The sequence below is a fragment of the Streptomyces sp. NPDC001492 genome (assembly GCF_053597275.1).
In genome coordinates this window covers 17,908-40,278 of record NZ_JBSFHW010000050.1, presented here as the reverse complement: position 1 = coordinate 40,278, position 22,371 = coordinate 17,908, and the positions used below count along the sequence as shown (strand labels likewise).

17 protein-coding genes and 3 pseudogenes are annotated in these 22,371 nt (G+C 71.5%); 15 read left to right on the top strand and 5 right to left on the bottom strand.

What is annotated here, in order from left to right:
• Positions 1-65: 65 nt before the first annotated feature.
• From ACWC1K_RS41770 to ACWC1K_RS41750, 5 genes are all read left to right on the top strand, one after another.
• Complete coding sequence (locus tag ACWC1K_RS41770; protein ID WP_450838475.1) at positions 66-344, top strand: hypothetical protein; 279 nt, start codon at positions 66-68, stop codon at positions 342-344.
• Positions 344-739, top strand: a complete 396-nt coding sequence (locus ACWC1K_RS41765) for a hypothetical protein (protein WP_450838474.1) — start codon at positions 344-346, stop codon at positions 737-739. The genes ACWC1K_RS41770 and ACWC1K_RS41765 overlap by 1 nt, the downstream gene beginning before the upstream one ends.
• Positions 740-773: 34 nt before the next feature.
• The gene (locus ACWC1K_RS41760) at positions 774-2,906 is read left to right on the top strand and encodes a hypothetical protein (RefSeq protein WP_450838472.1); all 2,133 of its coding nucleotides are present in this window, start codon (positions 774-776) and stop codon (positions 2,904-2,906) included.
• Positions 2,899-4,941 carry an eCIS core domain-containing protein gene (locus tag ACWC1K_RS41755; RefSeq protein WP_450838470.1) on the top strand — a complete coding sequence of 681 codons (2,043 nt, stop codon included), beginning with the start codon at positions 2,899-2,901 and terminating at the stop codon, positions 4,939-4,941. Before ACWC1K_RS41760 ends, ACWC1K_RS41755 begins: the two co-directional genes overlap by 8 nt.
• A gap of 86 nt (positions 4,942-5,027) precedes the next feature.
• On the top strand, positions 5,028-8,291 hold the full coding sequence (locus ACWC1K_RS41750) for a hypothetical protein (RefSeq protein ID WP_450838468.1): 3,264 nt from the start codon (positions 5,028-5,030) through the stop codon (positions 8,289-8,291).
• Positions 8,292-8,835: 544 nt separating this feature from the next.
• Here the strand turns inward: ACWC1K_RS41750 and ACWC1K_RS41745 are convergent.
• The 4 genes and pseudogenes from ACWC1K_RS41745 to ACWC1K_RS41730 form a co-directional block, all read right to left on the bottom strand.
• Positions 8,836-9,325, bottom strand: a pseudogene (locus ACWC1K_RS41745) (IS701 family transposase); the annotation flags it as partial.
• Complete coding sequence (locus ACWC1K_RS41740) at positions 9,235-11,979, bottom strand: ATP-binding protein (protein ID WP_450838466.1); 2,745 nt, start codon at positions 11,977-11,979, stop codon at positions 9,235-9,237. The pseudogene ACWC1K_RS41745 and the gene ACWC1K_RS41740, both read right to left, overlap by 91 nt.
• Before the next feature lie 123 nt (positions 11,980-12,102).
• Positions 12,103-13,065, bottom strand: coding sequence for a GNAT family N-acetyltransferase (locus ACWC1K_RS41735; RefSeq protein WP_450838464.1), 963 nt, complete (start codon positions 13,063-13,065; stop codon positions 12,103-12,105).
• An 8-nt stretch (positions 13,066-13,073) separates the two neighbouring features.
• Positions 13,074-13,643: a dihydrofolate reductase family protein gene (locus ACWC1K_RS41730; protein WP_450838462.1), complete on the bottom strand. Its 570-nt coding sequence runs from the start codon at positions 13,641-13,643 to the stop codon at positions 13,074-13,076.
• Positions 13,644-14,108: 465 nt separating this feature from the next.
• On the opposite strand from ACWC1K_RS41730, the pseudogene ACWC1K_RS41725 reads away from it, so the two are divergent.
• The 6 genes and pseudogenes from ACWC1K_RS41725 to ACWC1K_RS41700 form a co-directional block, all read left to right on the top strand.
• A pseudogene (locus ACWC1K_RS41725) lies at positions 14,109-14,345 on the top strand (PhzF family phenazine biosynthesis protein); the annotation flags it as partial.
• A gap of 49 nt (positions 14,346-14,394) precedes the next feature.
• A pseudogene (locus ACWC1K_RS41720) lies at positions 14,395-14,990 on the top strand (transposase family protein).
• 105 nt (positions 14,991-15,095) lie between these two features.
• Entirely contained in the window at positions 15,096-15,962 is an 867-nt protein-coding gene (locus tag ACWC1K_RS41715) for a TIGR04222 domain-containing membrane protein (protein WP_450838460.1), read from the top strand.
• Positions 15,963-16,013: 51 nt separating this feature from the next.
• Positions 16,014-16,208 (top strand): hypothetical protein, encoded by a 195-nt coding sequence (locus tag ACWC1K_RS41710; RefSeq protein WP_450838458.1) that lies wholly within the window; start codon positions 16,014-16,016, stop codon positions 16,206-16,208.
• A complete protein-coding gene (locus ACWC1K_RS41705) occupies positions 16,183-16,560 on the top strand; it encodes a hypothetical protein (protein WP_450838456.1) in 378 nt (125 codons plus the stop codon). Before ACWC1K_RS41710 ends, ACWC1K_RS41705 begins: the two co-directional genes overlap by 26 nt.
• Positions 16,466-16,822, top strand: a complete 357-nt coding sequence (locus ACWC1K_RS41700) for a VOC family protein (protein ID WP_450838528.1) — start codon at positions 16,466-16,468, stop codon at positions 16,820-16,822. The genes ACWC1K_RS41705 and ACWC1K_RS41700 overlap by 95 nt, the downstream gene beginning before the upstream one ends.
• Positions 16,823-16,874: 52 nt before the next feature.
• Here the strand turns inward: ACWC1K_RS41700 and dacB are convergent, their stop codons facing one another.
• Positions 16,875-18,203 carry a D-alanyl-D-alanine carboxypeptidase/D-alanyl-D-alanine endopeptidase gene (gene dacB, locus ACWC1K_RS41695; RefSeq protein WP_450838454.1) on the bottom strand — a complete coding sequence of 443 codons (1,329 nt, stop codon included), beginning with the start codon at positions 18,201-18,203 and terminating at the stop codon, positions 16,875-16,877.
• A gap of 1,369 nt (positions 18,204-19,572) precedes the next feature.
• On the opposite strand from dacB, the gene ACWC1K_RS41690 reads away from it, so the two are divergent.
• The 4 genes from ACWC1K_RS41690 (at position 19,573) to ACWC1K_RS41675 (ending at position 22,349) form a co-directional block, all read left to right on the top strand.
• Entirely contained in the window at positions 19,573-20,601 is a 1,029-nt protein-coding gene (locus tag ACWC1K_RS41690) for an SDR family oxidoreductase (protein ID WP_450838452.1), read from the top strand.
• Positions 20,602-20,619: 18 nt separating this feature from the next.
• A complete protein-coding gene (locus ACWC1K_RS41685) occupies positions 20,620-21,423 on the top strand; it encodes a helix-turn-helix transcriptional regulator (protein WP_450838450.1) in 804 nt (267 codons plus the stop codon).
• Between the two features lie 150 nt (positions 21,424-21,573).
• Positions 21,574-22,098, top strand: a complete 525-nt coding sequence (locus ACWC1K_RS41680) for a transposase family protein (protein WP_450838448.1) — start codon at positions 21,574-21,576, stop codon at positions 22,096-22,098.
• An 11-nt stretch (positions 22,099-22,109) separates the two neighbouring features.
• The gene (locus ACWC1K_RS41675; RefSeq protein ID WP_450838446.1) at positions 22,110-22,349 is read left to right on the top strand and encodes a hypothetical protein; all 240 of its coding nucleotides are present in this window, start codon (positions 22,110-22,112) and stop codon (positions 22,347-22,349) included.
• Positions 22,350-22,371: the final 22 nt, after the last annotated feature.

The window sequence follows — 22,371 nt, the reverse complement described above, 5'->3', positions numbered from 1 at the left end:
GTGCGGGGGACACCTCACAGGAGCAGCAGCAGATGCGATCGAACGCGAGGAGCGAAAGGAACGCGATGAGCGAGCAGATGCGGGACCGGCTGGCCGAACTGCGGCGCGAGTACGAGCTGGGGCAGCGCCGCCTCCAGGAAGTGATGGGACAGGAAGTCGCCCTGCGCGAGACCCTGTTGCGGATCAGCGGCGCCATCCAGGTGCTGGAGGAACTGTCGGGCGCCCCGGCGGACGGCGCCGCCCCGGACCCGCAGAGCACGAGGGATCCGAGCACGGGCGATCCTCGGCTGGACGGCGTACCGGCCGAACCGCCCGCACCCGCCACCGTGCTCACCGTCGGCTGATGGCCACACCACCACCCGCGGTGGCAGTGGCGGGCGGAAAGCTGCTGTGCGGGCACGGAGGGCAGATCGACATCCCCGCGGACAAGGTGAGCACCCGACTGACCGTGGCCAAACGGGGCGTGCTGCTGGTGGGCCAGGAAAAGGACCTGCCGTTCCTGCTGGCCGCGCCCCCGTGCGCGCACGTCACCCAGGACAACCCGCCGAAACCGGCCCCCTGCGTCACCAAGGCGGCCAAGACCGGGACGACCGCCACCAAACTCACCGTCGGCGGGTTCGCGGTCGTGCTGAAGACCACGACGGGCACGACGACGACGGACGTTCCCAACCCCGTGGCGCCGAAAGACAGCACCTGGTCACTGTCAGAGGCCGGGCAGGCCAGACTCCGCGCCGTGTGACCGCACCTCACCGGACAACACGAAAGGCGATGCCGTGAGCGCCACCCCGATGATCCGCACGCAGTACTGGAACCTCGCCACGAACACTTTGCGCGGCGGCACGACGGGCCACGGGGAGAGCGTGACCGACATCGAGAGCGGCCTGCTGCCCCTGGCCCGGGCCACCGAGTCGAGCCTGCACTCCTGGGGCGTGGCCGACGGGCTCGGCGTCTTCGCCACGGCGCACAGCCCCGGCGTCACCGTCGCGCCGGGAACGGGGCTGGACGCCCTGGGCCGGCTCGTCGCGCTCGCCTCCGGGGGAGTCGCCGTCATCGACCCCACCGTCGATCCCGGGCAGATGGTCAACGTTCCCACCGTGCCGGTCGCCGACGCCGGCGTCGTCCTGCCCACCGACACCCTCGCGGCGGGCGTCCTGCTGCTGACCATCGCCTTCCGCGAGGTGCAGGACGACGGGCTGCTGGCCAACGCCCCCGTGCTGCTGCACGCCCCCTGGCTGCGGCTGCAGGCTCCCGGTGATGTCCCGGACGACGGCCGCGAGTTGGTGCTCGCCCAGGTGACACTGGGCGCCGGTGGAGCCGTCACCACGCTGGACGCGGTCCGGCGCCGACCGGTCGGGCTGCCCACGGGCCGCCTCGAACTCCGCCGCCCGGTCGCCGTCACAGCCCCGCGACTCGGTGTCTCCCACATGGCCGCCGCCGCGCTCGCCGTCGGCGCCGGCGGCGGTGTCACCCTCACCGGGACCGCCGGCGGCCCCGCCGTGCCCCTGCTCACCGCGGACGCGGCGCTGACCTCACTCGCTCTGCTGCCGGGCGGCGGAAGGGTCGCGATCGGCCTCGCCGCGCCACCGCAGACCAGCCTGCACGTGGAAGGTTCGCCGGTGCACAGCGGCGGACCCGGCGGCGGGCTCTCCTTCGCCGACCGGGGCACCGGCTCGTACGTCGACAACCCCGGCGCCGGTGAACGGTGGCTGTGGTACGCCCAGGACCGCACCGCCCGGCTGTGGTCCGGCGGTGACCTGCTGACCGTCTCGGCCGTCGACCAGCAGGTCACCCTGCCCGGCCCGGTCAAGCTCGCCATCGGAACCAGCGATCCCGCCCTGCGGACCCTCCACGTGGAGGGCAGCGAGGTGCACAGCGGCGGCCCCGGCGGCGGGTTCTCGTTCGCCGACCGAGACGTCGGCTCGCTCGTGGACCTACCGGACCGGGGGCAGCGCTGGGTCTGGTACTCCCTCGGCGGAGCCGGACGGCTGTGGTCGGGCAAGGACCTGTTCACGGTGACCCCGACCCCGGACGGCGGCACCGAGTTCGGGCACCCGGACGGGCCAGCCACGCTCTCGCTGTGGGGGTCACGGATCGCCGACACCGGCGGCGGCGCCTTGGCGATCCAGTCCGGCGGGGACATCATCGCGTTCAACGGCGGCGACCGCGTCGGGATCGGCACCGACGCCCCCGGCGGACAGCTCGAGGTGATCTCGGAAGGTACGGCGGTCGTCGCCAACAACACCCAGAACGGCTTCCTGCGAGCCGGGTTGTTCGCCACCGGTGGGCTGGCCGTGCTGGCTCAGGGCAGGACCACTGGCGTCTTCGCGGGCGGCCAGAGCACCGGCATCATCGCCAGCGGCCCGACCGCCGGGCAGTTCAACGGCAACGTCAGTATCACCGGAACCCTCAGCAAGGGCGGTGGCGGCTTCCGTATCGACCATCCGCTCGACCCGGCGAACCAGTACCTGTCGCACTCCTTCGTGGAGTCGCCCGAGATGCTCAACGTCTACCGGGGGACCGTCACGACCGACGACACCGGCGAGGCCACCGTCGAGCTCCCGGCGTACGTGGAGGCGCTCAACGCCGATGTCAGCTACCACCTCACCGTGGTCGGCGACGTCGGCGCCGCCTCGGTCACCGAGCCCTTGCGGGACAACCGGTTCACCCTGCGCACCGATCGCCCCGGCGCCGATGTGTGCTGGCTGCTCCTCGGCGTGCGTACGGACCCGTGGGCGCAGAAGCACCGCATCCAGGTCGAGGAGGACAAGCCGGACGACGTGCGCGGCCGCTATCTCCACCCCCACCTGTTCGAGGAAGGCGCTCAACCGGCTTACCCCTACGCCGAGTACGAGCAGATACGCGAACCGTCGAAGCCGTCCGACGCGTCGGAGGATTCTCATGAGTGACCGACAGCGCGTGTCCGACACAGGTCTGCCGGTGAACCGTGACCACCCCGCGGCCGGGAGGGGAACGCCGGCGCCGCGTGCCCACCGTGACCTCGATGTCCGGCCGCGCCGTGCCGCCCCGCCGAGCCGGGTACGCGGTGGCGGCGACGTGCCGGCCGATCTGCTCGCCCTGCAGGGGCTCGCGGGCAACAACGCCGTGGCCGCACTGCTCGACACGGGCCGGCCGTGGCCCGCAGGGTCCGACCCCGGCACACCCCTGCCCGGGGACGTGCGCGGACGCCTGGAGCACGCTTTCGGCGTTCCCCTCGACCATGTCCGCCTGCACCGGGGAGCAGACGCCGCTCGCACGGCCCAGGCCCTGGACGCCCGCGCCTTCACCGTGGGGGAGCACATCGGATTCCCTCCCCGGCTGTCCCCGGGCTCGGCGGACGGGGAACGTCTGCTCGCGCACGAGGTCGCCCACGTCGTCCAGCAGGGCCCGCAGACCGGCAACACCGGGACGTGGCAGCGGACCTCACGAGGCGACGGCACGGAGCGATCGGCCGAACAGGCCGCCGGCCGCGCCGCGCGCGGTCAGCGCGTCGGTCCGCTCACCGCCGTCCGCGCACCCGGCCCCCTCGTCGCCCGCGACGGGGTCTTCAGCGCCCTGGAGTGGCTCGGCGACAAGGCCACGCAGACGAAGGAGGCCGGATACCACTGGCTGATCGAGCGTCTGCGAGCACTGCACCGAGCCGGCATCGCCCGCCTGATGTCGTACGGAGACCGCCTGACGGGTACGCAGCGCACCCTGTGGCAGGGCATCGTCGGGGCGGTGGACATGACGATGACCATCCTGGAGGGTCTTGTCTACGCCGTGGTGGGCATCGTTGCCGGCTTCGTCACCGGCATCCTGCAGATGCTGGTCGGCCTGCTGCGCATGCTCGTCGGAGTGTGCGAGGGAATCCTGCGGTTCCTCTACGGTTTCATCGACGGCGGCAAGGCGTACGACGAGTGGGTAACCGGCGTCGCCCGGACGATCTCCCTGATCCCCCAGGGGCTGCGGATGCTTGTCGACGACTGGCTGGCCGAGTTCCGTACCGCCTCGCCGGAGAAGGCCGGCCTGATGATCGGCGAACTCACCGGCCAGATCCTGGCGTTCCTGGCGACCCTCGGTGTCTCCGCGGGCAAGGCGGGCAGCGCCGCCCAGTCCGTGAAGCTCGTGCCGAAGCTGGCCGCGCTGATCGAGACCACGCCCGGGGCCCTCGCGACCACGACCGGGATCACCGTTCCGCTGGCCGTCGAGATCGCGCCCGAGACCGCGCAGGCGATCGCCGCCACCGTGGTCAAGCACGGCTCCGCCGCCACCGACGCGGCCGTGCTGACGAGCACGCAGATGGCCGCCCACGGCGGTCGACCCTCCGGCCCCTCCCGCAGCGCCGGCGGCAGCGGGCAGGGCAAGCCGCCGTCCCAGCAGACCGGTCCCGGGAAGAAGGCCCCGGGGGGATCCGGACCCGCACTGGCCGGACCGGTCACGGCCGCCGACGAGGCGGCACGCCTCGCCGCCTGGCGGAAGCTGGCCGACCAGGAGTTCGAGGCGTTCCTCGAATGGACGCGCAGCGAGGGTTCGAAGGGCGTCTCGTCCGGCGAGCGACTGGAGATGCAGGCGCACGGCGCGGCGTCGGAGATCCGCGCCCGCTACGGACTGACCGGGGACCACCAGTCGATGCACGGCCTGCCCCGTTCAACGGCCAGGGACCTGCCCGGCTACGACCCGAAGGCCTCCCTGACCATCCTGGGTGAGAGGGAACTGCACGCCGGGGTCGACGAGGGCTGGAAACAGGCGTTCCAGCAGATGCGCCGGGAGGGCCGGGTCGACGTCACCGCGGGTGAGGTGTTCGACGAAGTGGCGAAGTCCATCGATGGGTCCCCACAGCTGTCCGCGGGCACGAAACGCAGCATGATCCTGCGGCTGTGGGACGAGATGTTCGTCGAGTACGCCCTCAAGGAAGACCAGCTGCTACGGCTTCCGTACCCCAACATCCCGGCGGCCCCCTGATGCCCCCCGACGGCACGGGCCGGGCCCCGAAGGAGACTCGGGCGCCGTCGAGGCCCGGCGCTCCGCCGTCACGGGAGCAGACTCCCGTGCGGACTCCCGCGGAACACCTCGGCAATCAGCGACTGACCCGACTGCTGCACGACGCCGACGCGCGCGGTCTGGCCCGCAGCGGCATCGGCGGCACCACCGGGACCCCGCTGCCCGCGGAACTCGCCGCGCGGATGGCCGCCGTCGCCGGGGCGCGGGCGAGCAGAGTGAACTTCTCGTACAGCGTCCGTGTCAGCTCCCGGCTCGACTCCGACGATCTGCTGATCGAATTCATCAAGCAGTACCGAGAAGCGGGCACGAACGAAGAGGCGAGGCGCATCCGGGACCAAGAGGACTGGAAGTGGACCGGCACCGCACCGACCGTCACCGACGCGCACATACGGCAGGGCTACATCCTGATCCCGGTCACCGACCGGTCGATCACGCCGGCCACGGCGGACGAACGCCGTCAGCGCCGGGAGTTCCTCACGGGACTGTCGCCGGCCGACCAGGAGACGATCGACGCGCTGTCGCCGGGCGTGCGCGCCGTTCTGGGCGAGGACAACCTACGGGCGATACCTCAGGACGACTACCCGGCCCTGATGCGCATCGCGGGCAAGCTCGCCGAACTGTCCCCGGCCGAGCTGGCCGAATACCGCGGCCGGGTCACCGCGAGCACGACCGGCTGGGAGGAACTGGAGGCATCGGTCGACCGGTTCATCGCCGAGCGCCACGAGCGCCAAGCCGCCACCCAGGAACGCGAACGGACCGTCACCCAGCTCTACGGAATGCGCGAGCTCTACCGGCGCTACCGCCTGTACCTGTCGATGCTGACCAACACCGCGGCCCTCGCCGCTCCGGTCGGCGGCATGGGCGGCGCGGGCCTGGGCACGGCACTGGGCAGCCGGCCCACGATCAACCGCCTCCGGTCGGAACTCGAGGCCGACCTGGCGCCCTACGGCGGCATGGCCGGGTTCGAGGCACTGATCCGCCGGTACGAGAAGGCGTACGAGCATGAGACCCTGGCCGTCGCGCGGGTGATGCTGGACCAGTACGAGCACACGCTCTACGAGCAGGGGCAGCGCTACCAGAGCGCCGCCGCCGGCACGGAACTGCACCGGGCGGTCGCGCTGACCGGGGCACGGCAGCACTACGAGGAAGCCGAGCGCGAGGCGCGCACCAGCATGATGTACGGCGGCTCCATGCACGAGAGCCCCACCATGGACGACCTCGCGCTTGAACACGCGTCGCGTTCGGCTACGGCACACCAGCGAGGCGAGGCAGCGGTCGGCGGTATCTCGGGCACCCACCCCCTGGCCACCAACGCCGACTTCGACCGGGAACGGCTCGCGCGGGCGGAACCGGGCGAGGCCGGGTCGATGATGCGCGAGTACATCGCCGCCCGTCGTCGCGACATCGGCAGAACCCGCCGCAGCCTCGCCGACCGGCCCACCCTGATCTACCAGCTCGACGCACTCATGACGGCGTCGTACCAGTCCCAGCGCATCGCCCCCGACTCGGTCTACGACCTGATCATCCGCGACCACGCCCGGGACGTGGCCATAGACGAGGCCATCCCCGACATCGTCCTGGCGGTCGTGGCCATCGCCGCCGGACTGCTGTCCGGCGGCACCGGCACTGTCGCGGTCGCCGCGGCCGGTACCGCGCTGGGCACCGGCGCGTACCAGGCGGTGGAGGAGTTCCGCCGGTACGAGACGCGCTCGGCAGCGCACGGCGCCCAACTGCTGTCCGACTGCCCGAGCTTCGCGTGGGTCGTCGTGGCGCTGATCGGCGTCGGCCTGGACGCGGCGGCGGTGGCATCACTGCTGCGCAGCGGCAGCGCGACACGTCGGGCCGTCGAGATCTTCAATGAGAACAACGACATGGCGGCGTTTCGACGGCAGTTGCTCTCCGACGCGGTGCTGGAGGAGAGGATCCGGCTGGCAGCCACTCGGGCGGCCGAGGCAGAGGCCGAGGCACGTGCGGCGTGGCGCAGTGTCCTGAAGCCGACTCAGGGTGTGCTGTACGCGGTGCCGATCCCGGGCACGGTGGAGTTCGGCAAGCTCGTCTACGCGGTGTATCTCAGCATCCGCCGGGGCATCCGCGAGTTCGAACTGTTCCTGCACACCCGCCAGGCCGCCGAACTGGGCCTCGGCGCGGCACGGTTCGCCGCGCCGGAGATGGCCAGGGACCTCGCGACCCTGAAGAATTCCTATCTGCGCGCCATCGCCGACCTGGACGCCGTCCGGGCGCAGGCTCGGGCGTTGGGACTCAGCGAGCAGGAGACCAACGCGTTCCTGCGGATGTGGGGCGAGTGCCCGACGCCGATGACCGCCGAAGAGGTGGGCCAGGAGATGGGCGCCTGGACGACCGCCCTCACCGACCGCGTCGACGAGGCCGCCCAGGAACTCGGCCCCGCGCCCCGGGCAGGCGCGGGCCCGCACCTCGGACCCGAACCGGCGGCGACCGAGCCCCCGGCCCCCGGCGTGGCGGGCGCCGCCCCGCGCCCGCGCCCCGGGCCCGCCGCCCGCTGGCAGAGCCGCGAACAACTGGAGCAGGCTGCCCTGAAGGACCCCGAGGCCGGTCTCGACCGGGCCTGGTACGAGAACGCGAGCGACGCCCAGCTGCGCGCCCGCGAGGCCCGCGACCCGGTTGCCAAGGAGTACCTGGACGAGCGCTACGGCGGCGTCCGGCGCCCCTTCCAGCCCGACCGGTCCAGCGACCCCGGCCTCCAGGAACGCCTCCGCGAGGATCTGCGCGAGGCACGCACCGCCGTCGAGGCCGAGCGGCGCGCCCTGGAACAGCAGGGGCTGCGCGAGCCCGGCACCCGCGAGCGCGGCGGCTTCGAGGCCCGCGACACGCGCGCCGGGCGGCAGAGCGTGCCGCCCACCGCCAAGTCCGCCGCCGGATACGAGGGCACGGTCGCGGTCGCCCGCACCGACATCCCGGCCCTGGCCGGCGAGCGCTTCTCCGGCGGCTCGCCGCGCGCCCTCGGCTCGTACGACCCCGCCCACGAGATCCGGCCGCCGGAGAACGTGGTCGTGCCGCAGGCCCACGGGCACGCCGAGCAGGACCTCGGCCAGCAGCTCGACGCCCGCCTTACCGCTCTCACCCCGGCCGAGCGGGAGGCGGCGCGCGGCCGCACCGTGTCCATCCGCGTCGACCAGGAGGTCTGCTCGATCTGCGCGGCCGCCCTGGGCGGCGGCCCGCGCGCCGGCGTCCTGGCCCGGCTCAGCGCCCGCCACCCCGACCTCGTCTTCGAGGTCACCGCGGACGACACCAGCGCCGTCTACCGGATCGTCGGCGGCAGGAGGGTCCGATGAACCGGCCCGCGAACACCCCGTACCCCGCCGCTACCACCTGCCCGACCGCGTCCCGAGGCCCGTCGGGCTCTCCCCGGACACCGCCCGGCAGCTCGATCTCGCCATCCGGCAGGCCATCGGCGGCTCCGTCCGCGCCGCCGAGGCCCGCCGCAACGCGCCGGGGACTGTCTCCGGGCCCAACACGCGGGGCGGCGCGGAGGCGACCGGCTACGCCGTACCCAGCTACGACGACCGGGGCCGCCCGGTCGTCGTGCCGCTCGTGCGGGCCCCGGGCCGGGGCGGCGGCCCCGTCGTCGCGGGACGCCCGGCGGGCGGGATCAGCACCGGCGCGGACGCGGGCGCGAGCTCGGCCGGCGGCGGGCAGGGCCTGGGCCGCGGCCCAGGCACCCGACGTGAACCGGCACCCGCGCCGCCCAAGGCGTGGAACTGTGTCCGCGTCGTTTGTAGTGGCTGATGCGGGCTTGGTACTGGCGTCGGCGGCGCCACGTCGACCAGTGCAAAACGTCGTCGACCGGGGTCGGGGGACGGTGGGTGAGACGGGTGATCAGGCGTCGGATCTCGGCGAGGCTGAGGTGGATGAGCTGGGAGGATCCGTTTCTGCTTTCTCCTCTGCTTTCTCCGCGTCCATTTCCCGAGCCCGCAGGACGGTCAGGCAGGCGTGAGCAGCCATGGCCAGGATCATGTGGCGGTGGCCAGCCGGGATAACGGCGGACCTGATAGTCGTCCAGGCCGCATTCCTGCTTCGCGGTCTGGAAGCACTCCTCGACAGCCCACCGGCTGCCCGCGACGCGGATCAGCTTGTCCAGCGTCGTGTCGGCGGGGCAGTAAGCGATGTAGTACGAGATCTCTTCGGGCCGGCTGACGCTGCGGCGGGCGAGAACCCAATGCCGGCGGTCCTCGCGGTGCCAGGGTCCGACCTCGACGCGGGCCCGGTGCGCACCGGCTACCCACCGAGCAGGTCGGCGAGTTGGGTGCGGGAGTTGATGCCGAGCTTGGGAAAGGCCCGGTAGAGGTGGTGTCCCACCGTGCGCGGGCTCAGTAGCAGCTGGGTGGCGATCTCCCTGTTGGTCGCGCCGGTCGCGGCGAGCCGCACCACCTCGCGCTCCTGCGGACTCAGCCGCGCGATCGGCGAGTCCGCGGCGAGCGTCGGGTCGTGGTGCCCGCCCGCGGCCCGTAGCTCGGTCTGGGCTCGCCGTGCCCACGGCTGAGCGCCCTCTCGGTCGAAGCGCTCCAATGCGGCGCGCAGTCGCTCGCGCGCGTCGAGCTTGCGGCGTTGCCGGCGCAGCCACTCGCCGAAGAGCAGCTCGGTGCGGGCTCGCTCGAAGCTGTCGTCGGCCGGGTGCAGGTCGAGGGCGGCGAGGTAGTGCTCCTCGGCCCGGGAATCCGGTCCGGCAAGAGCCCGGCAGCGGAGGAGCTGCGCGTGGACCGCGGGCTGCCGGAGGGCGTCCGCGCAGGCCGCGAGGGCCTGCGCGGGTGCCTTCGCCCGCTCCGGGCGGCCGGCCCGTACGGCTGCCTCGACCAGGTCGGGCAGCAGGTGTCGGGCCATCAGTGGGTGACCGGCCTCGTCCCGCGCTGTCTCCAGTCGGTCCAGCGCCCGCTGGCTCTGCCCGGAGCCGAGGTCGAGCAGGCCCAGCGCCCACAGCGCGTCGGAGGTGCCCCGGCCGACGCCTCGCGGGCGGGTGTACTCCAGGGCCAGGTCGGCGAGTTCACGGGTGCGGTCCTCCTCGCCGCGGGCGGCGGCCAGCACGGCGAGCAGGGCGCGCAGGTGCGCGACCCGGTGGTCGAGGTCGTAGTAGTCGGCGAGCCGGAGCGCCTCGGCGGCGTGCGCCTGGGCGTCGTCGCGGCGGCCGAGCGCGAGCTCCACCTGGGCGAGCAGGTGCAGCGTGGTGGGCAGCCAGCCGCCGACGCCGTGGTCGCGGCAGTGCGCCACGGCGGCGGAGACGACCCGGTGTGCGCTCGCGTGGTCGGCGAGCAGATGGCAGTAGTGCCCGGTCATCAGCCGGTCCATCAGGCTGACTTCATCGCGGTCGCAGGCGGCCACCAGCTCGGCGAGCGGCCGCCGCGCGCCACGGACGTCGGGGTCGGCGGGGACGTCGTCCGCGGCCGCATGCGCGTTCTCGTGCCGGGTGGCCGTCGCGTCGGCGAAGACGTGCGCCGGCACCGCGAGGACCGGCAGGCCGGGCGCGCGGGCCGCGATCTGGGCGATCAGCGCCGCGTCCCCCGCGGCGAACGCCGCGTGCAGCGCGTCCGTCAGCAGCGCGGGGAGCTTGTCGGGGCGCTGCGCGGCGGTCGCGTCCGCGCCCTCGGCGAGGATCCGGGCGGCCCGCGCCGGGCTGCCGAAGCCGAGCTCGACCACGGCCCGTACCCGGGCGAAGTCCGCCGCCATTCCAGGGTCCTGCAGCGGCTGCGGCACATGGTCGGCGAGGGCGCCGCAGCGCTCGTCCTGTCCGGCCTCGCTGGCCCGCTGCGCCGCGCCGATCAGACGCCTCGCCCGCAGCGCCGGGTCCGCGGTCAGCTGAGCGGCCCGCTCGTAGGCAGCGGAGGCCGACGCCATCGCCTGCCTGCTGCCCGCCCACTCGGCGACCTGCTCCAGCTCCGTGGCCACCCGCTCGTCCGGCCCGGTCGCCGCCGCGGCCAGGTGCCAGGCCCGGCGGTGCGCGTGCCCGGCGCCGTCCAGCGTCTGCGCCAACGCCAGGTGCGCCGCGATCCGCTCCGCGAGCGGCGCGCTGCGGTAGGCGGCGAACCGAACCAGCGGATGCCGGAAACGCAGCCCTGTGCCGGAGACGGCCAGCAGCCCGGCCTGCTCGGCGGGCGCCAGATCGTCGACCGATCCCCCGGACCGGGCTGCCGCCGCCAGCACTGCGGCCAAGTCCCCGGTGTCGTCCGCGGCGGCCACAGCGAGGATCTGGCGGGTGGCCTCGGGCAGCCGGCGGATCCGCTCGGCGAGCGACTCCTGCAGCCGGCTCGGCAGCGCCGACGACACCTCTGGCAGCACCAGCGGCCCCAGTTGGCCGGACCGCTGCGCCGGGGTGAGCGCTGCGGACAGCTCCCGCAGCGCCAGCGGATTGCCTTGCGCCTGGTCGATGATCTGCTCGGCGACGTGCGGCGCGAGTACGGGCAGCAGCGCTGCGGCCGCGCTCCGGTCGATGCCGGTGACGTGCAGCCTGGGCAGCGCCCGCCCGGTGCTGCCGGGCCAGTCGCCGCGGGCAGCGAAGAGCATCGCCACGCCCTCGGCGCGCAGCCTGCGGGCGGCGAACGCCAGTACGTCCACAGACGGCTGGTCCAGCCACTGCACGTCGTCGACGAGACACAGCAGGGGCGTGTCGGCGGCGGCTTCGGCCAGGACGGACAGCGCGGCGAGGGCGACGGTCAGCCGGTCCTGCACCGGCGCGTCGACGAGGCCGAAGACGGAGCGCAGCGCCTGGGCCTGCGGGGCGGGCAGCCGGTCGAGCACCTGGAGGATCGGCAGGAAGAGCTGGTGCAGTCCGCTGAAGCCCAGTTCCATCTCGGATTCGATGCCCTCGACGCGCAGCACCCGCAGGCCCTGCGCGCGGGCGGCGGCGTGGTCGAGGAGCGCGGTCTTGCCGATGCCTGCCTCGCCGTGCAGCAGCAGGGCGCTGCTCTCACCGCGCAGGGCGTCGGCGAGCATCAGCTCGATCCGCCGCAACTCCTCGTCGCGTCCCTGCACCCATGCCCCCCGGACCCACCAACCCGGCCACCGCCGGGCCACGTTGATCGTCACTGTACGCGGACCGGGCGGGACGGACCGGGGACGGACCGGGGACGGACTCGAGGGCGGCGACCGCCGCGCCTACCGCGCTCGCTCCTGCTCGGCCACCGGCGCCGACCAGATCATCCGGATCTGCGTGGTCCGGTAGCCGGCCCGGGCGAAGGCCGCCGCCATCGGGGCGTTCCCGGTGTCGGTGGTGGCGGTGATCAGCTCGGCGCCGGTCTCCGCATGGCTCCGGGTGACCTCGGCGAGCAGGTCGTCCACATAGCCGCGGCCACGGAACTCGGGCAGCACACCGAGGAATCCGACGTTCCGGGCGTACGGCGTCGCGGAGGGAATCACCAGTCCGGCGAGCCGCCCGTCGGGGTCGTACGCCAGCCGCCACCACTCCCGCTCGCCAGGGCAGCCGAGGTAGAACTCCAACTCCTCCCGGGCGGCCGCCTCGACGCCCAGCGTGGCGACGTTCCGGCGGGTCTCGTCGTCCAGGCTGCCGACCGCGATCCGCCGGAACATCCCGAGGAACTCCTCGTCGGAAGCCGGAGCGAAGCTGAGCCGGCCCTCGCCCCCTGGCAGCGGATCGCCGCTGGTCCATTCCAGCCGCAGCCGCTCCACCTCATGGCTGAGGCCGGCGGCCCGCGCGGCGCTCCGGCGCCAGGCCACCGCGTCCGCAGCCACCGCGTCGTCGCGCCAACCGACCGGCAGCGTCAGGTTGTACAGCGGCGGCTTCGGCGCGCCCGCGGCGGCGAACGCCTGCAGCCCGGCGGTGAGCAGTCCGGCCGCCACCTTGGCCCGGTCGCCCGCCCCGGGGTCGACGTGCAGGCAGTCCAAGGCGATCGGGTGGGCGCTGTCCGCCCGGCCCCACCACATGGCGCGGGCCAGCAGCCGGCCGTCGCCGTCCTCGGCGATCCAGGTCCACTCCGGCCGGTACATCCCCTGCCCGAGCTCATCCCGGTAGCGGTCGGCGTCGATCCAGCCGACGGGTTCGGTGACCGTCACCGCGGCGACGCGGTCGACCTCGGCACCGGTCGTGGGTCGAAACAGCATCGGTGCTCCTAGCGTCGGACGTAACTGGTCAAGGTGGTGCCGGTGAGGAAGACCCGGGAGTCGCGGAGCAGCCATTCGCCGGGGGCGAAGGGCGCGCGGAACAGTGGGATGCCGCTGCCGGACACCACCGGGTAGCGCTTCACGACCAGTTCGTCGATCTCGCCCAGCAGCTGCCCGGCCAGGCTCGCCCCGCCGCACAGCCAGATGCCCGCGCCCGGCTGCCGCTTGAGGCCGCGGACGAGCTCCACCGGGTCCCCCGACACCACCTCCACCTCGGGGTCGGTCCGGGGCAGGGTGGAGGAGAAGACGTACTGCCGAAGGTGCGGATAGGGGCTGGTGACGCCGATTCGCAGGGCGGGATCGTAGGTGGCGCGGCCCATCAGGATCGTGTCGAAGACCTTGTTGGGCACATCGACGAGACCCAGCGCCTCACGGGCATGGCCGGGGATCGTCTCGGGGTACTCGGTGAGGATCGCGTCCTTCAGGTCGCCGTCGAAACCGGAGGAGTCGGTCTCCCCGTCCGGTCCGGCGATGAAGCCGTCGAGACTGCAGCCGATGTAGTAGGTGAGTCGGCGCATGGGCCGCCTTTCACTTCGCTGGGGGACCGTCGGGCCGTGGGTGACCGACGAGGACAGCCCGAACCTAGGCCCCGGTCACCGCCCCGGGCATCGGTCACGACGACCCAATGTGCCGGTCCGACTTGCCGGCCCTGCCGGCTGCCGTCGTCAGCCGTCGACCTGGACAGCTCCCGGATCGCGGCAGCGCTCCGGACGATCCGCCCGTGCTGTGACCACATAGGTCGCCAAGCTCGGAGCAACCGTGCGGCGTGTGGGCCGTCCGGCTCTGACAGCCGCCGGCGACGGCACCGAGGGCAGAGCGCGCCCGGGCTGAGTCGTATGCACGCTGCTCATTGATCTTCCACAGCTACGACACCGCACAGCCGTCATCCGGTGACCTCATACGATGCCGGCGTTTGCTGACTTCGGCGTACGAAGACGCGGTCACCGCATGGCGGGAGGCGACGTGGGCGGGCATCTGCACGCACGGCCCGCATGTTCGCCCCGTCGATCGGCGTCGCGGAAGACATCGCCAACGCCAACAGCACCGCCTGCCTCGCTGCGCACCTGGCCGGCCAGGGCATCAGCAACATCGCAGTCGACATGGGTGACTCCCTCGGCAGTCCCTCCACGATCACCGCCACCGCACATCCTGACGCGTCGGGTTCGCGGGACCACTTGGGTGGCGCCGCAAAAGGCACACGCAGCATCTGCATGCCATAACCGGTCCGTAGCTCATCAGCGGCTTGCACATCAGGTGATCGTCACCCGCCTGTCCTTCCGCAGCAACGAGCGACGAAAGCGGTCCCACCAAGTCCCCTGCTCCGCAGCCCTCTTCGTCGCCCTGGTCCATCTGCGCCGGCGCGACGCGCTCGCGCAGATCGCCGCGGGCTCCGCCATATCCGTCGGCACCGCCCACGCCTACATCACCGCTCTCGTCGATCACCTGTCCCGCCGGGCGCCCGGACTGCTGCGGGTCCTGCGCTAGACCGATCCCGAGTACGTCCTGCTCGACGGCACGCTCGCCGAGTGCGACGGGGTCGGCGACAGCCGAACCGACTTCTCCCAGAAGCACCGCCGCCACGGGGTGAACGTGCAGGCAGCGGCCGACCCCGCGAACAACCTGCTGTGGATCTCGCCCGCTCTGCCCCGCCGCACCCACGACCTGACCGCGGGCCCGCACCCACCGCGTGAGCACTGGCGGCGTCGCGAGCACCGGTCGAGTGAAGGGTCGCGAGGCTGAAGTCCTGGCGGATCTTCCGAAAGGCTCGGTGCAGCCGAACCGCCTCTCGAACATCCGGCCGCCACCGGGGACTACACATGGCCGTTGACAGGAGTGGAAGCGAGCTTTTGCGTGGGGGAGCGTGAACAGGCGGGGCTCGACTGACTACGTACAGGATTCCGTAATTTCCCTGAGGTGTCCCGCTTGGTCGCCTGCCATCCTTGTTCTTCCGACTGTCGTGCGGAGGTGACTTGGAACAACCATGGGGGTTGAGCGGTCCGCAGTTCCTGGGCGTGTACGGCATCGCTCTAGGCGTGTCGACCCTGGTGGCCGCCCTTGTGCGGCTCCTGGTCCGAGGGCGCCGGTCAAGGCCTGTGGGGCCGCTGGACGTCTATACCTACGCCAGGGTGTGTCAGTACGAGACGGGTGTGGTGGACACGGCGGTGTACGCCCTGATCGACAGCGGGCGACTGCGTGTCGACGGGGACCACAGGATCAGCGTCTGCGGTCAGGCGCCCGATGAACCCGTCCAGGCCTCGGTGCTCGAAGTGTTCGGCCCAGACGAGCGTCTCACCCTGGACGAGGTGCGCCGACGGGCGTCGAAGACGCAGCCGGTACGCCGCACACGTCTCGTCGCCATCGCCGACGGCGTACGGCTGACGCCTGGCCGCTCCCTGGCCTCGCGGCTTGTTCTCTTGCTGCCCTTGGCCGTCCTCGGAGTCGGCATCGCCCGCTTGGTCAACGGCATCCGGCTGGGGCGGCCGGTCGGCTTCCTGGTGCTGTGCCTTTTGCTGACCCCGGTGGTGGTCCTCGTGGCGGTGCCCTTCCACGACGAGACCACCAGGGTCTCGGAGCGCTTGAACTGGGCCCGCTGGTCCATGGTGCGTGACCCACGAAAGTACATACGCGCCGTCTACGCCGCCACTGCGATCGCGGTGCCGGAATCCGTCATGCACTTCGCCCGCCTGGGCATATACGGACTTGAGGACGTGTCACTGCGCGAGGCACTGCTCGGGCCGACCGCATCGACCTCCCACTCGTCCTCCGGCGGAGACGGCGGAGGCGGTGGCGGTGGCTGCGGTGGAGGGGGTGGCTGCGGTGGCGGATGCGGAGGATGAACACGAAAGGCGGAGCCACTCGGGTGCGTCCGGTACCTGCACAGCCCCGGGTTGGTCACCCTGGCCGGCGATCCGGTCCAGGGCGCCGTACTCGGCGACGGCACCATCCTCACCGGACCTCGTCGTGACTTGCACAGGGGCCCCACCACCGGATGGCTCAAGCACACCGGCTTGGCGAACCGTCTCGGCGTCGACATCGACGACACCTGCTTCGACCGGTGTGCCCGGCATCTGCGCCGCCGGTGACGTCGCCTACCGCAGTGCCGACGGGCGCCGGCCCGACCGCCGTACTCCGTTCTGGTCCAACGCCGTAGCGCAGGCGAAGGTCGCCGCGGCCACCGCGCTCGGCAGGGAAGCGGCGGGACCCCCTTCGGACGACTACTTCTGGACCGAGATCATCGGAGTGTCCATCAAGGTCGTCGGACCGCCGCCCCTGCACGGCGAGCCGGCGTCCGTGGAGGGGAACCTGTCCGACGAGTCGGCTCTGCTCACCTGGGAGCACCCTGACGGCAGAAGCACTGTCGTCGCCTACGGCGTACGCACAGCGGTCCGCAAGCTGCGCGCCCTGGCGGGGCGCTCCTGCAGGCTCAGCGGCTGACTGTCCGACAACGGCAGAGCCAGGCGCGGGCCTCGCGCACCGTGCACACAGGAACCCCCCTGTCGGCCCCCCGACCTGGCCCGACCCCACCCGGCGGAAACAGGCCCACATCGAACTGGGCGTCGACGACCTGGATGCCGGCCAGGACCGAATGCCGGCCCTGGGTGCCGTCGCGGCACCGTTCCCGCCTCGCCCTGACGTATGGCGTGTGTTGCTGGACCCGGCGGGCCATCCCATCTGTCTTTCCACCCGCGGAGTCTGAAGCGCAGGGAGAACGGGCGGGCCTTTCGGGCCCGCCCGTCGGATCTCCTTGGTCAGGCCCAGCAGCCGTTGACGGTCGCGGCGAGGCCGTCTTCTGCGTGCCGGATGTCGGTCGTTTTGGCGGTGGAGCCGTTCTCGATGAAGGAGAAGATCTTCCACTGGCCGTCGGAGCCCCGGGTGAGCCCGCTCAGCGCTATCGCGCCGGTCAGGGTGCCGGTCTTGGCCATCACCTTGCCGACGGCGCACTTGGAGTCCGGTGTGTCGAAGCGGTCCAGCGCGGTGTCGAGCGTGGACCCCGCCTCGCCCGCGACCGGCAGGCCGTCGATGACGGGCTGCAGGATCACGCGGTTTCGGGGGTCGGCGTCGGTCTCCAGGATCTGGGCGACGGTCTCGGCGGAGATCCGGTCCTCGCGGGAGAGACCGCTGCCGTCGTAGAGCTTGAAGTTCTCCAACGAGATGCCGTAGTTCCGCAGCACCTCGGTGACCACCTCGGAGCCAGCCTCGAAGGTGGCGGGGCGGCCCGTGTGCAGCGCGGTCATCCGCAGCAGGGACTCAGCGATCTGGGCGTCGCTCTTCTTGAGCATCCGGTGGACGGTGTCAGCGACCGTCGGGGACTGGTGGACGGCCATCGGGAGGGCCTGGCCGGGGTGGACCGTACCGCGAGTGATGCTACCGGTGACGGTCAGGCCCTTGGCGGTGAGCTGCTCGGCGAAGACCTGGCCCGCGTCGAGCGAGGTGTCCTGGGTGAAGTTCTCGTCAACCGAGAGCGCTCGCACCGGCGGGATGACATCGGTGAAGTAGCTCGGATCCCAGCCCTGGGCCAAGGCGGGGTCCGGGAAGAGGCTGTCGTCCACCTGCACCCGGACCGACTTCACCCCGGCGTACTGCAGGTGGGAGACCACGTCGGCGGCCATGGAGGCCAGGTCGGCGGTACTCAGCAGCCGGTCGCCGCCGCCCACCAGGGTGACGACGCCGTCGTTGTAGAGGGCTCTGGTGCTGAAGCGGTGGTTCGGGCCGAGGACGGTCAGCGCGGCGGTGGCGGTGGCCAGCTTGGCGTTGGAAGCCGGCATCAACACGGTGTCCCCGTTGTGGTTCCACACCGTCCTGCCGCTCGCCTCGTCGATGACGAGGCCGCTGAACGTCGAGTTGGTGAAGGCTGCGTTCTGGACGCGGGTGTCCAGGTTCTTGGCTATCTGCTCGTCCGCGGAGTCGGCGATGTGGTCGGGGGCCGTTGCGGTCGTCGGCTGATCGGCGGCGAAGGCGGAGCCCTGGCCCAGGAGCATCGCAGTGGCGACCGGCGCGCTCGCAGCGACGACGAGGGCACGGCGTACCGCCACGCCGGCGGGCTTGGGCTTACGGTGACGGCCTGTGGAACTGGACACGTGGATTCTTCCCGAAGTGGTGTGGGGGGATTGGCGGTTGAGCAGACGGTCAGGTTGAACTCATCGAGTCTGCGAACAGTACTTGAGTGTTGAAGTACGTTGTCCTGCGGTACTTGCATGGAGGCGGGCCCACCCCCAAGGGGCAGGTGATACGAGGGCGGGCGCGGGCACCGCCGCGCAGGAACCGTCCGCATCCCGCCGTTTCACCTCGATGTCCGCAGGGGTCAGGAAGGGTCCGGCAGCTGGACGCTCCACCTGGATCTGCGGGGCCACGACCTGGTCGCAGGTCGAGTCGTTGCGGTGGGAAACCGTGAATAAATGTGAGTGCCCGGACCCGGAGGGGGTGCCCGTGTCGGCAGGTTCACGAATTCGAAAGGAACCGTTGCTTCGAAGGGACCCGTTATACCGACCGGCGTGGCCGCAAACACTAAGGGCGCTGCCGCGAGACGGCAGACGGTCAAGGGTGCGCACACAGAACTCCTGGCGTGATTGCGCGGCGGCATTTGCATGCGGTCCTTCCTCTCTTGCGGATGAAAAGTGCCGGCCGCTCGGCCGCTCCTGATTGGTTCTTTCGGAGGCAACTGATAAACGCCAGGCATCTCCTCGCGAAGGCGAGTGCACTTCCGGCCATACGCCGAGGCGCCTGGACGGGCCAGGGCCTGCTGTCATCCACGATGACAGGAGGGCGGTTGATTTCCACCCCACTTCATGGCTGTAATCAATCTCATCGCATGCCGGAGGGCGCCGTGGATATATAGGATTTAGTGGAGCAAAGTAGACATTCTGAACTGTGGTCGTTGTTGAAGGCTTCCATTCGTTGTGAACTTGAGCCGGCCCTTCGGGGGGCGGCCGGGCAGGGCGTGATATCCAGTCTTCTGCGTGCACAGATTATCTGAGCCTGATTCGGGCATTCCAGAAAATCCAGGCCGGTAGTCATTCGGGTCGCCGCCGAGCTGAAGGCTGACCAGGTGATGGAATTGAGCATCACCCATGCGGCCGGTGTATTGATCAGAAACGGTTTAGGTTCTGGGTCGTTGGGTGGGTGTTTGCGATCTGGTGGGGGACGCGCGGCGTCTGTCGCCGTCGGCGCAGGAGGCCCTGCGGCTGCGGGCGGTGGCCAGGGCTCAGTCGTTCTCGCGGTGGGCCCGATATGGCGGATACGGTCCTGATGCCCCATCTCGGCCGTGTTGGTGATTCGCGATGAAACGGCAGGCAGATGTGGCTCGCAGCGATACTTGGCCAGCCGCAGTGCTACCTGGCCACATGGCTGGTTGGGGGGACTGACGACACGGCCGTCATGCCTGTCCCTGCGGGTACCAGTAACAGCAGGATCTGGAGCTGAGCGGTCGTGCACGGTGATCCTGTCGTCATGGCACACGTACTCGTTACTGGTGGGACCGGCTTCCTGGGCTCCCACACGATCGCGCGGCTCTTGGCGTCGGGGCACAAGGTCACGACCACGCTGCGCTCGCTGAAGCGGCAACCTGACGTCGAAAAGATGCTCTCCGTGGCTGAGGCGCCAGGGCGGGAGGGAGTCTCCTACGTCGAGGCGGACCTGGCCGCCGACGCCGGCTGGGACCGGGCCGCAGCGGGGGCTGACTATGTTCTGCACATCGCTTCGCCGTTCCCCGGCTCCCGTCCGAAGGACGAGAACGAACTGATTGTCCCGGCCCGCGACGGTGCGCTGCGGGTGCTGCGGGCCGCGCGGGACGCCGACGTCAGGCGGGTGGTCCTGACGTCCTCGTTCGCCGCGGTCGGCTACGGTCACGGCCCGACGGACCGGGTCTTCACGGAAGCCGACTGGACGAGCCTGGACGGGCCCGGCGTGACCCCATACGTCAAGTCGAAGGCTGTCGCCGAGCGCGCTGCGTGGGATTTCATTGCCGCCGAGGGCAACGGTCTGGAACTCACCACGATCAACCCGGTCGGGATCTTCGGTCCGGTACTCGGTTCCGACTACTCCAGCTCGATCCGCATCATCCACGCGATGCTCACCGGTGCCATGCGCGCCGCGCCGCCGATCTGGACCAATACCGTCGACGTCCGGGACGTCGCCGACCTGCACATCAAGGCGATGACCTCGCCGGCTGCCGCCGGGCAGCGGTATCTGGCACTGGCAGGCGAGCCGATCTCCTTCGAGCAGATCGCGCTCGCCCTTCGCTCCCAGCTGGGCGAAGCGGCTGCCAAGGCCCCCACCCGGTCGGCCCCAGCCTGGCTGCTGCGGCTGCTGTCCACGGTCAGCCCGCAGTTGCGCGAGACGGTGCCGCAGCTGGGCGTGGTCCGCCGGGCCAGCAACGCCAAGGCCCGTGAGCAGCTGGGCTGGGCACCGCGCTCGAACGAAGAGGGTGTCGTCGCCAGTGCACGCAGTCTGGTGCGGCTCGGCCCGCTCGCCGACTAACGTCGAAGGATGCACGACATGGCGGACACCCTCGGCCACTTCCTGCGGGCCCGGCGGGAACAGCTCAGCCCCCAGCAGGCCGGCCTGCCCGCCGGAGAGCGCCGCCGTGTCCCGGGGCTGCGCCGTGAGGAGGTTGCCCACCTCGCCGGCATCAGCCCCGAGTACTACCTGCGCTTGGAGCAGGGCCGCAACCAGCACCCCTCCGACCAGATCCTCGAAAGCCTGGCTGCGGCGCTGCAACTCGAGGACGACGCCGTCGCCTACCTGCACCGCCTCGCCCGTCCCACGCCCCCGGCCCGGCGACGCCGTCCCCGCTCCCAGACGGGCCAAGCCGACCTCCAGCCCCTGCTCGACGGCTGGCCTCTCGCACCCGCCTACGTCCAGGGGCCGGCCGGCCGCGTCGTCGCCGCCAATCGCCTGGCTGTGGCCTTGTGTCCGGTCTTCGCCGTGGGGAGTAACCCCCTGCGAGCCGTGTTCCTCGAGCCCGAGATGCGCAGCCTCTATCCCCAGTGGGACGACGTGACCGTCAAAGCCGTCTCCGGACTTCGTGCGACCCTCAGTATCGACGACGCCGATCCCGAACTCATGGAGACGATCGGCGAGCTGACGGTCGCCAGCGAACGTTTCCGCACGCTGTGGGCCAGACGGGAAGTGCGCCGCCGCGCCGCCGGCTACACCCAGTTCAACCACCCCTTGGTCGGGCAGCTGGAACTGCGCTACGAGAAGCTGCTCAGGCCAGAGGCACGGCAACTCCTCGTCGTCTACTACGCCGACCAGGGCTCACCCAGCGCCGAGCGCCTGCAATTGCTCAACAGCCTCTGACCCCGGGCACCGACAGCACGCCTCGCCCGGACTCGGCACCGAAGCTCAGACCGCGGTGGCCAGCTACCGCTGAAGGTCACAGCAGACGCGCAGGCACGGATCCCGGTGATCATGGAGTGTCGAATTCGCTGATCACCACAACGGAAGACCGTGCCTGCCGCGTCATCATCGCCCATCCCCGCCGGGCTGGGCCAACTCGCCGGTTCCGATCCGGCATGTCCCGATGAGCTGCCCGGCCTGCTGGACCGGCTGCGCCGCCTGCCTGACCCGCGCCGCCTGAGGGGCCGACGCCACCCACTGTCGTACGTCCCGGCCCTGACCGCCTGCGCGGTCCTGGCCGGAGCAAAGTCCCTCACCGCCATCGCAGAGTGGGCCGCCGACGCCCCTGGCCAGCTCCTTCTCCGCTGCGGGGCCGCGCTGCGCGATCCGGACCGGCCCTACCGGGCCCCCAGCGAGGCGACCGTGCGCCGGGTACTGCAACGCGTCGACGGCGACGCCCTCGACGCAGCGATCAGCGGCTGGCTCACCGCCCGTGCGGACGCCTCCCGCACCGCCGACGAGGACAAACACCCGCGGTCTGGCCCGGTGCGGGCAGCGGTCGCGGTGGACGGCAAGTCCCTGCGCGGCGCGATACGCGCCGACGGCCGCCGCGTCCGCTTGAGCCGCTGGACCTGACCGGCGCGGTGGTGACCTTCGATGCACTGCTGACCCAGACCGGCCATGCGAAGTTCCTGGTCGAGGACAAGAGCGCGCACTACATCGCTGTGCTCAAGGGCAACCACCCGACCCTGCACAAGCTGGTGAAGGATCTTCCCTGGAAGGACGTGCCGCTGATGGACCGCACCCGCACCGCTGCCCACGGCCGCGACGAGATCCGCCGCTTGAAGGGCGTCACTGTGCCGCACCTGCCAGTCGATCACGCATGACCTGTACGGCGGCGCGGTACAT

Bases quoted from the DNA above. Each gene is read 5' to 3' on its own strand.
- ACWC1K_RS41765 (WP_450838474.1), top strand. From the start codon at position 344: ATGGCCACACCACCACCCGCGGTGGCAGTGGCGGGCGGAAAGCTGCTG.
- ACWC1K_RS41755 (WP_450838470.1), top strand. From the start codon at position 2,899: ATGAGTGACCGACAGCGCGTGTCCGACACAGGTCTGCCGGTGAACCGT.
- ACWC1K_RS41690 (WP_450838452.1), top strand. From the start codon at position 19,573: ATGGCACACGTACTCGTTACTGGTGGGACCGGCTTCCTGGGCTCCCAC.
- ACWC1K_RS41685 (WP_450838450.1), top strand. From the start codon at position 20,620: ATGGCGGACACCCTCGGCCACTTCCTGCGGGCCCGGCGGGAACAGCTC.
- ACWC1K_RS41770 (WP_450838475.1), top strand. From the start codon at position 66: ATGAGCGAGCAGATGCGGGACCGGCTGGCCGAACTGCGGCGCGAGTAC.
- ACWC1K_RS41730 (WP_450838462.1), bottom strand. From the start codon at position 13,643: ATGCGCCGACTCACCTACTACATCGGCTGCAGTCTCGACGGCTTCATC.
- ACWC1K_RS41735 (WP_450838464.1), bottom strand. From the start codon at position 13,065: ATGCTGTTTCGACCCACGACCGGTGCCGAGGTCGACCGCGTCGCCGCG.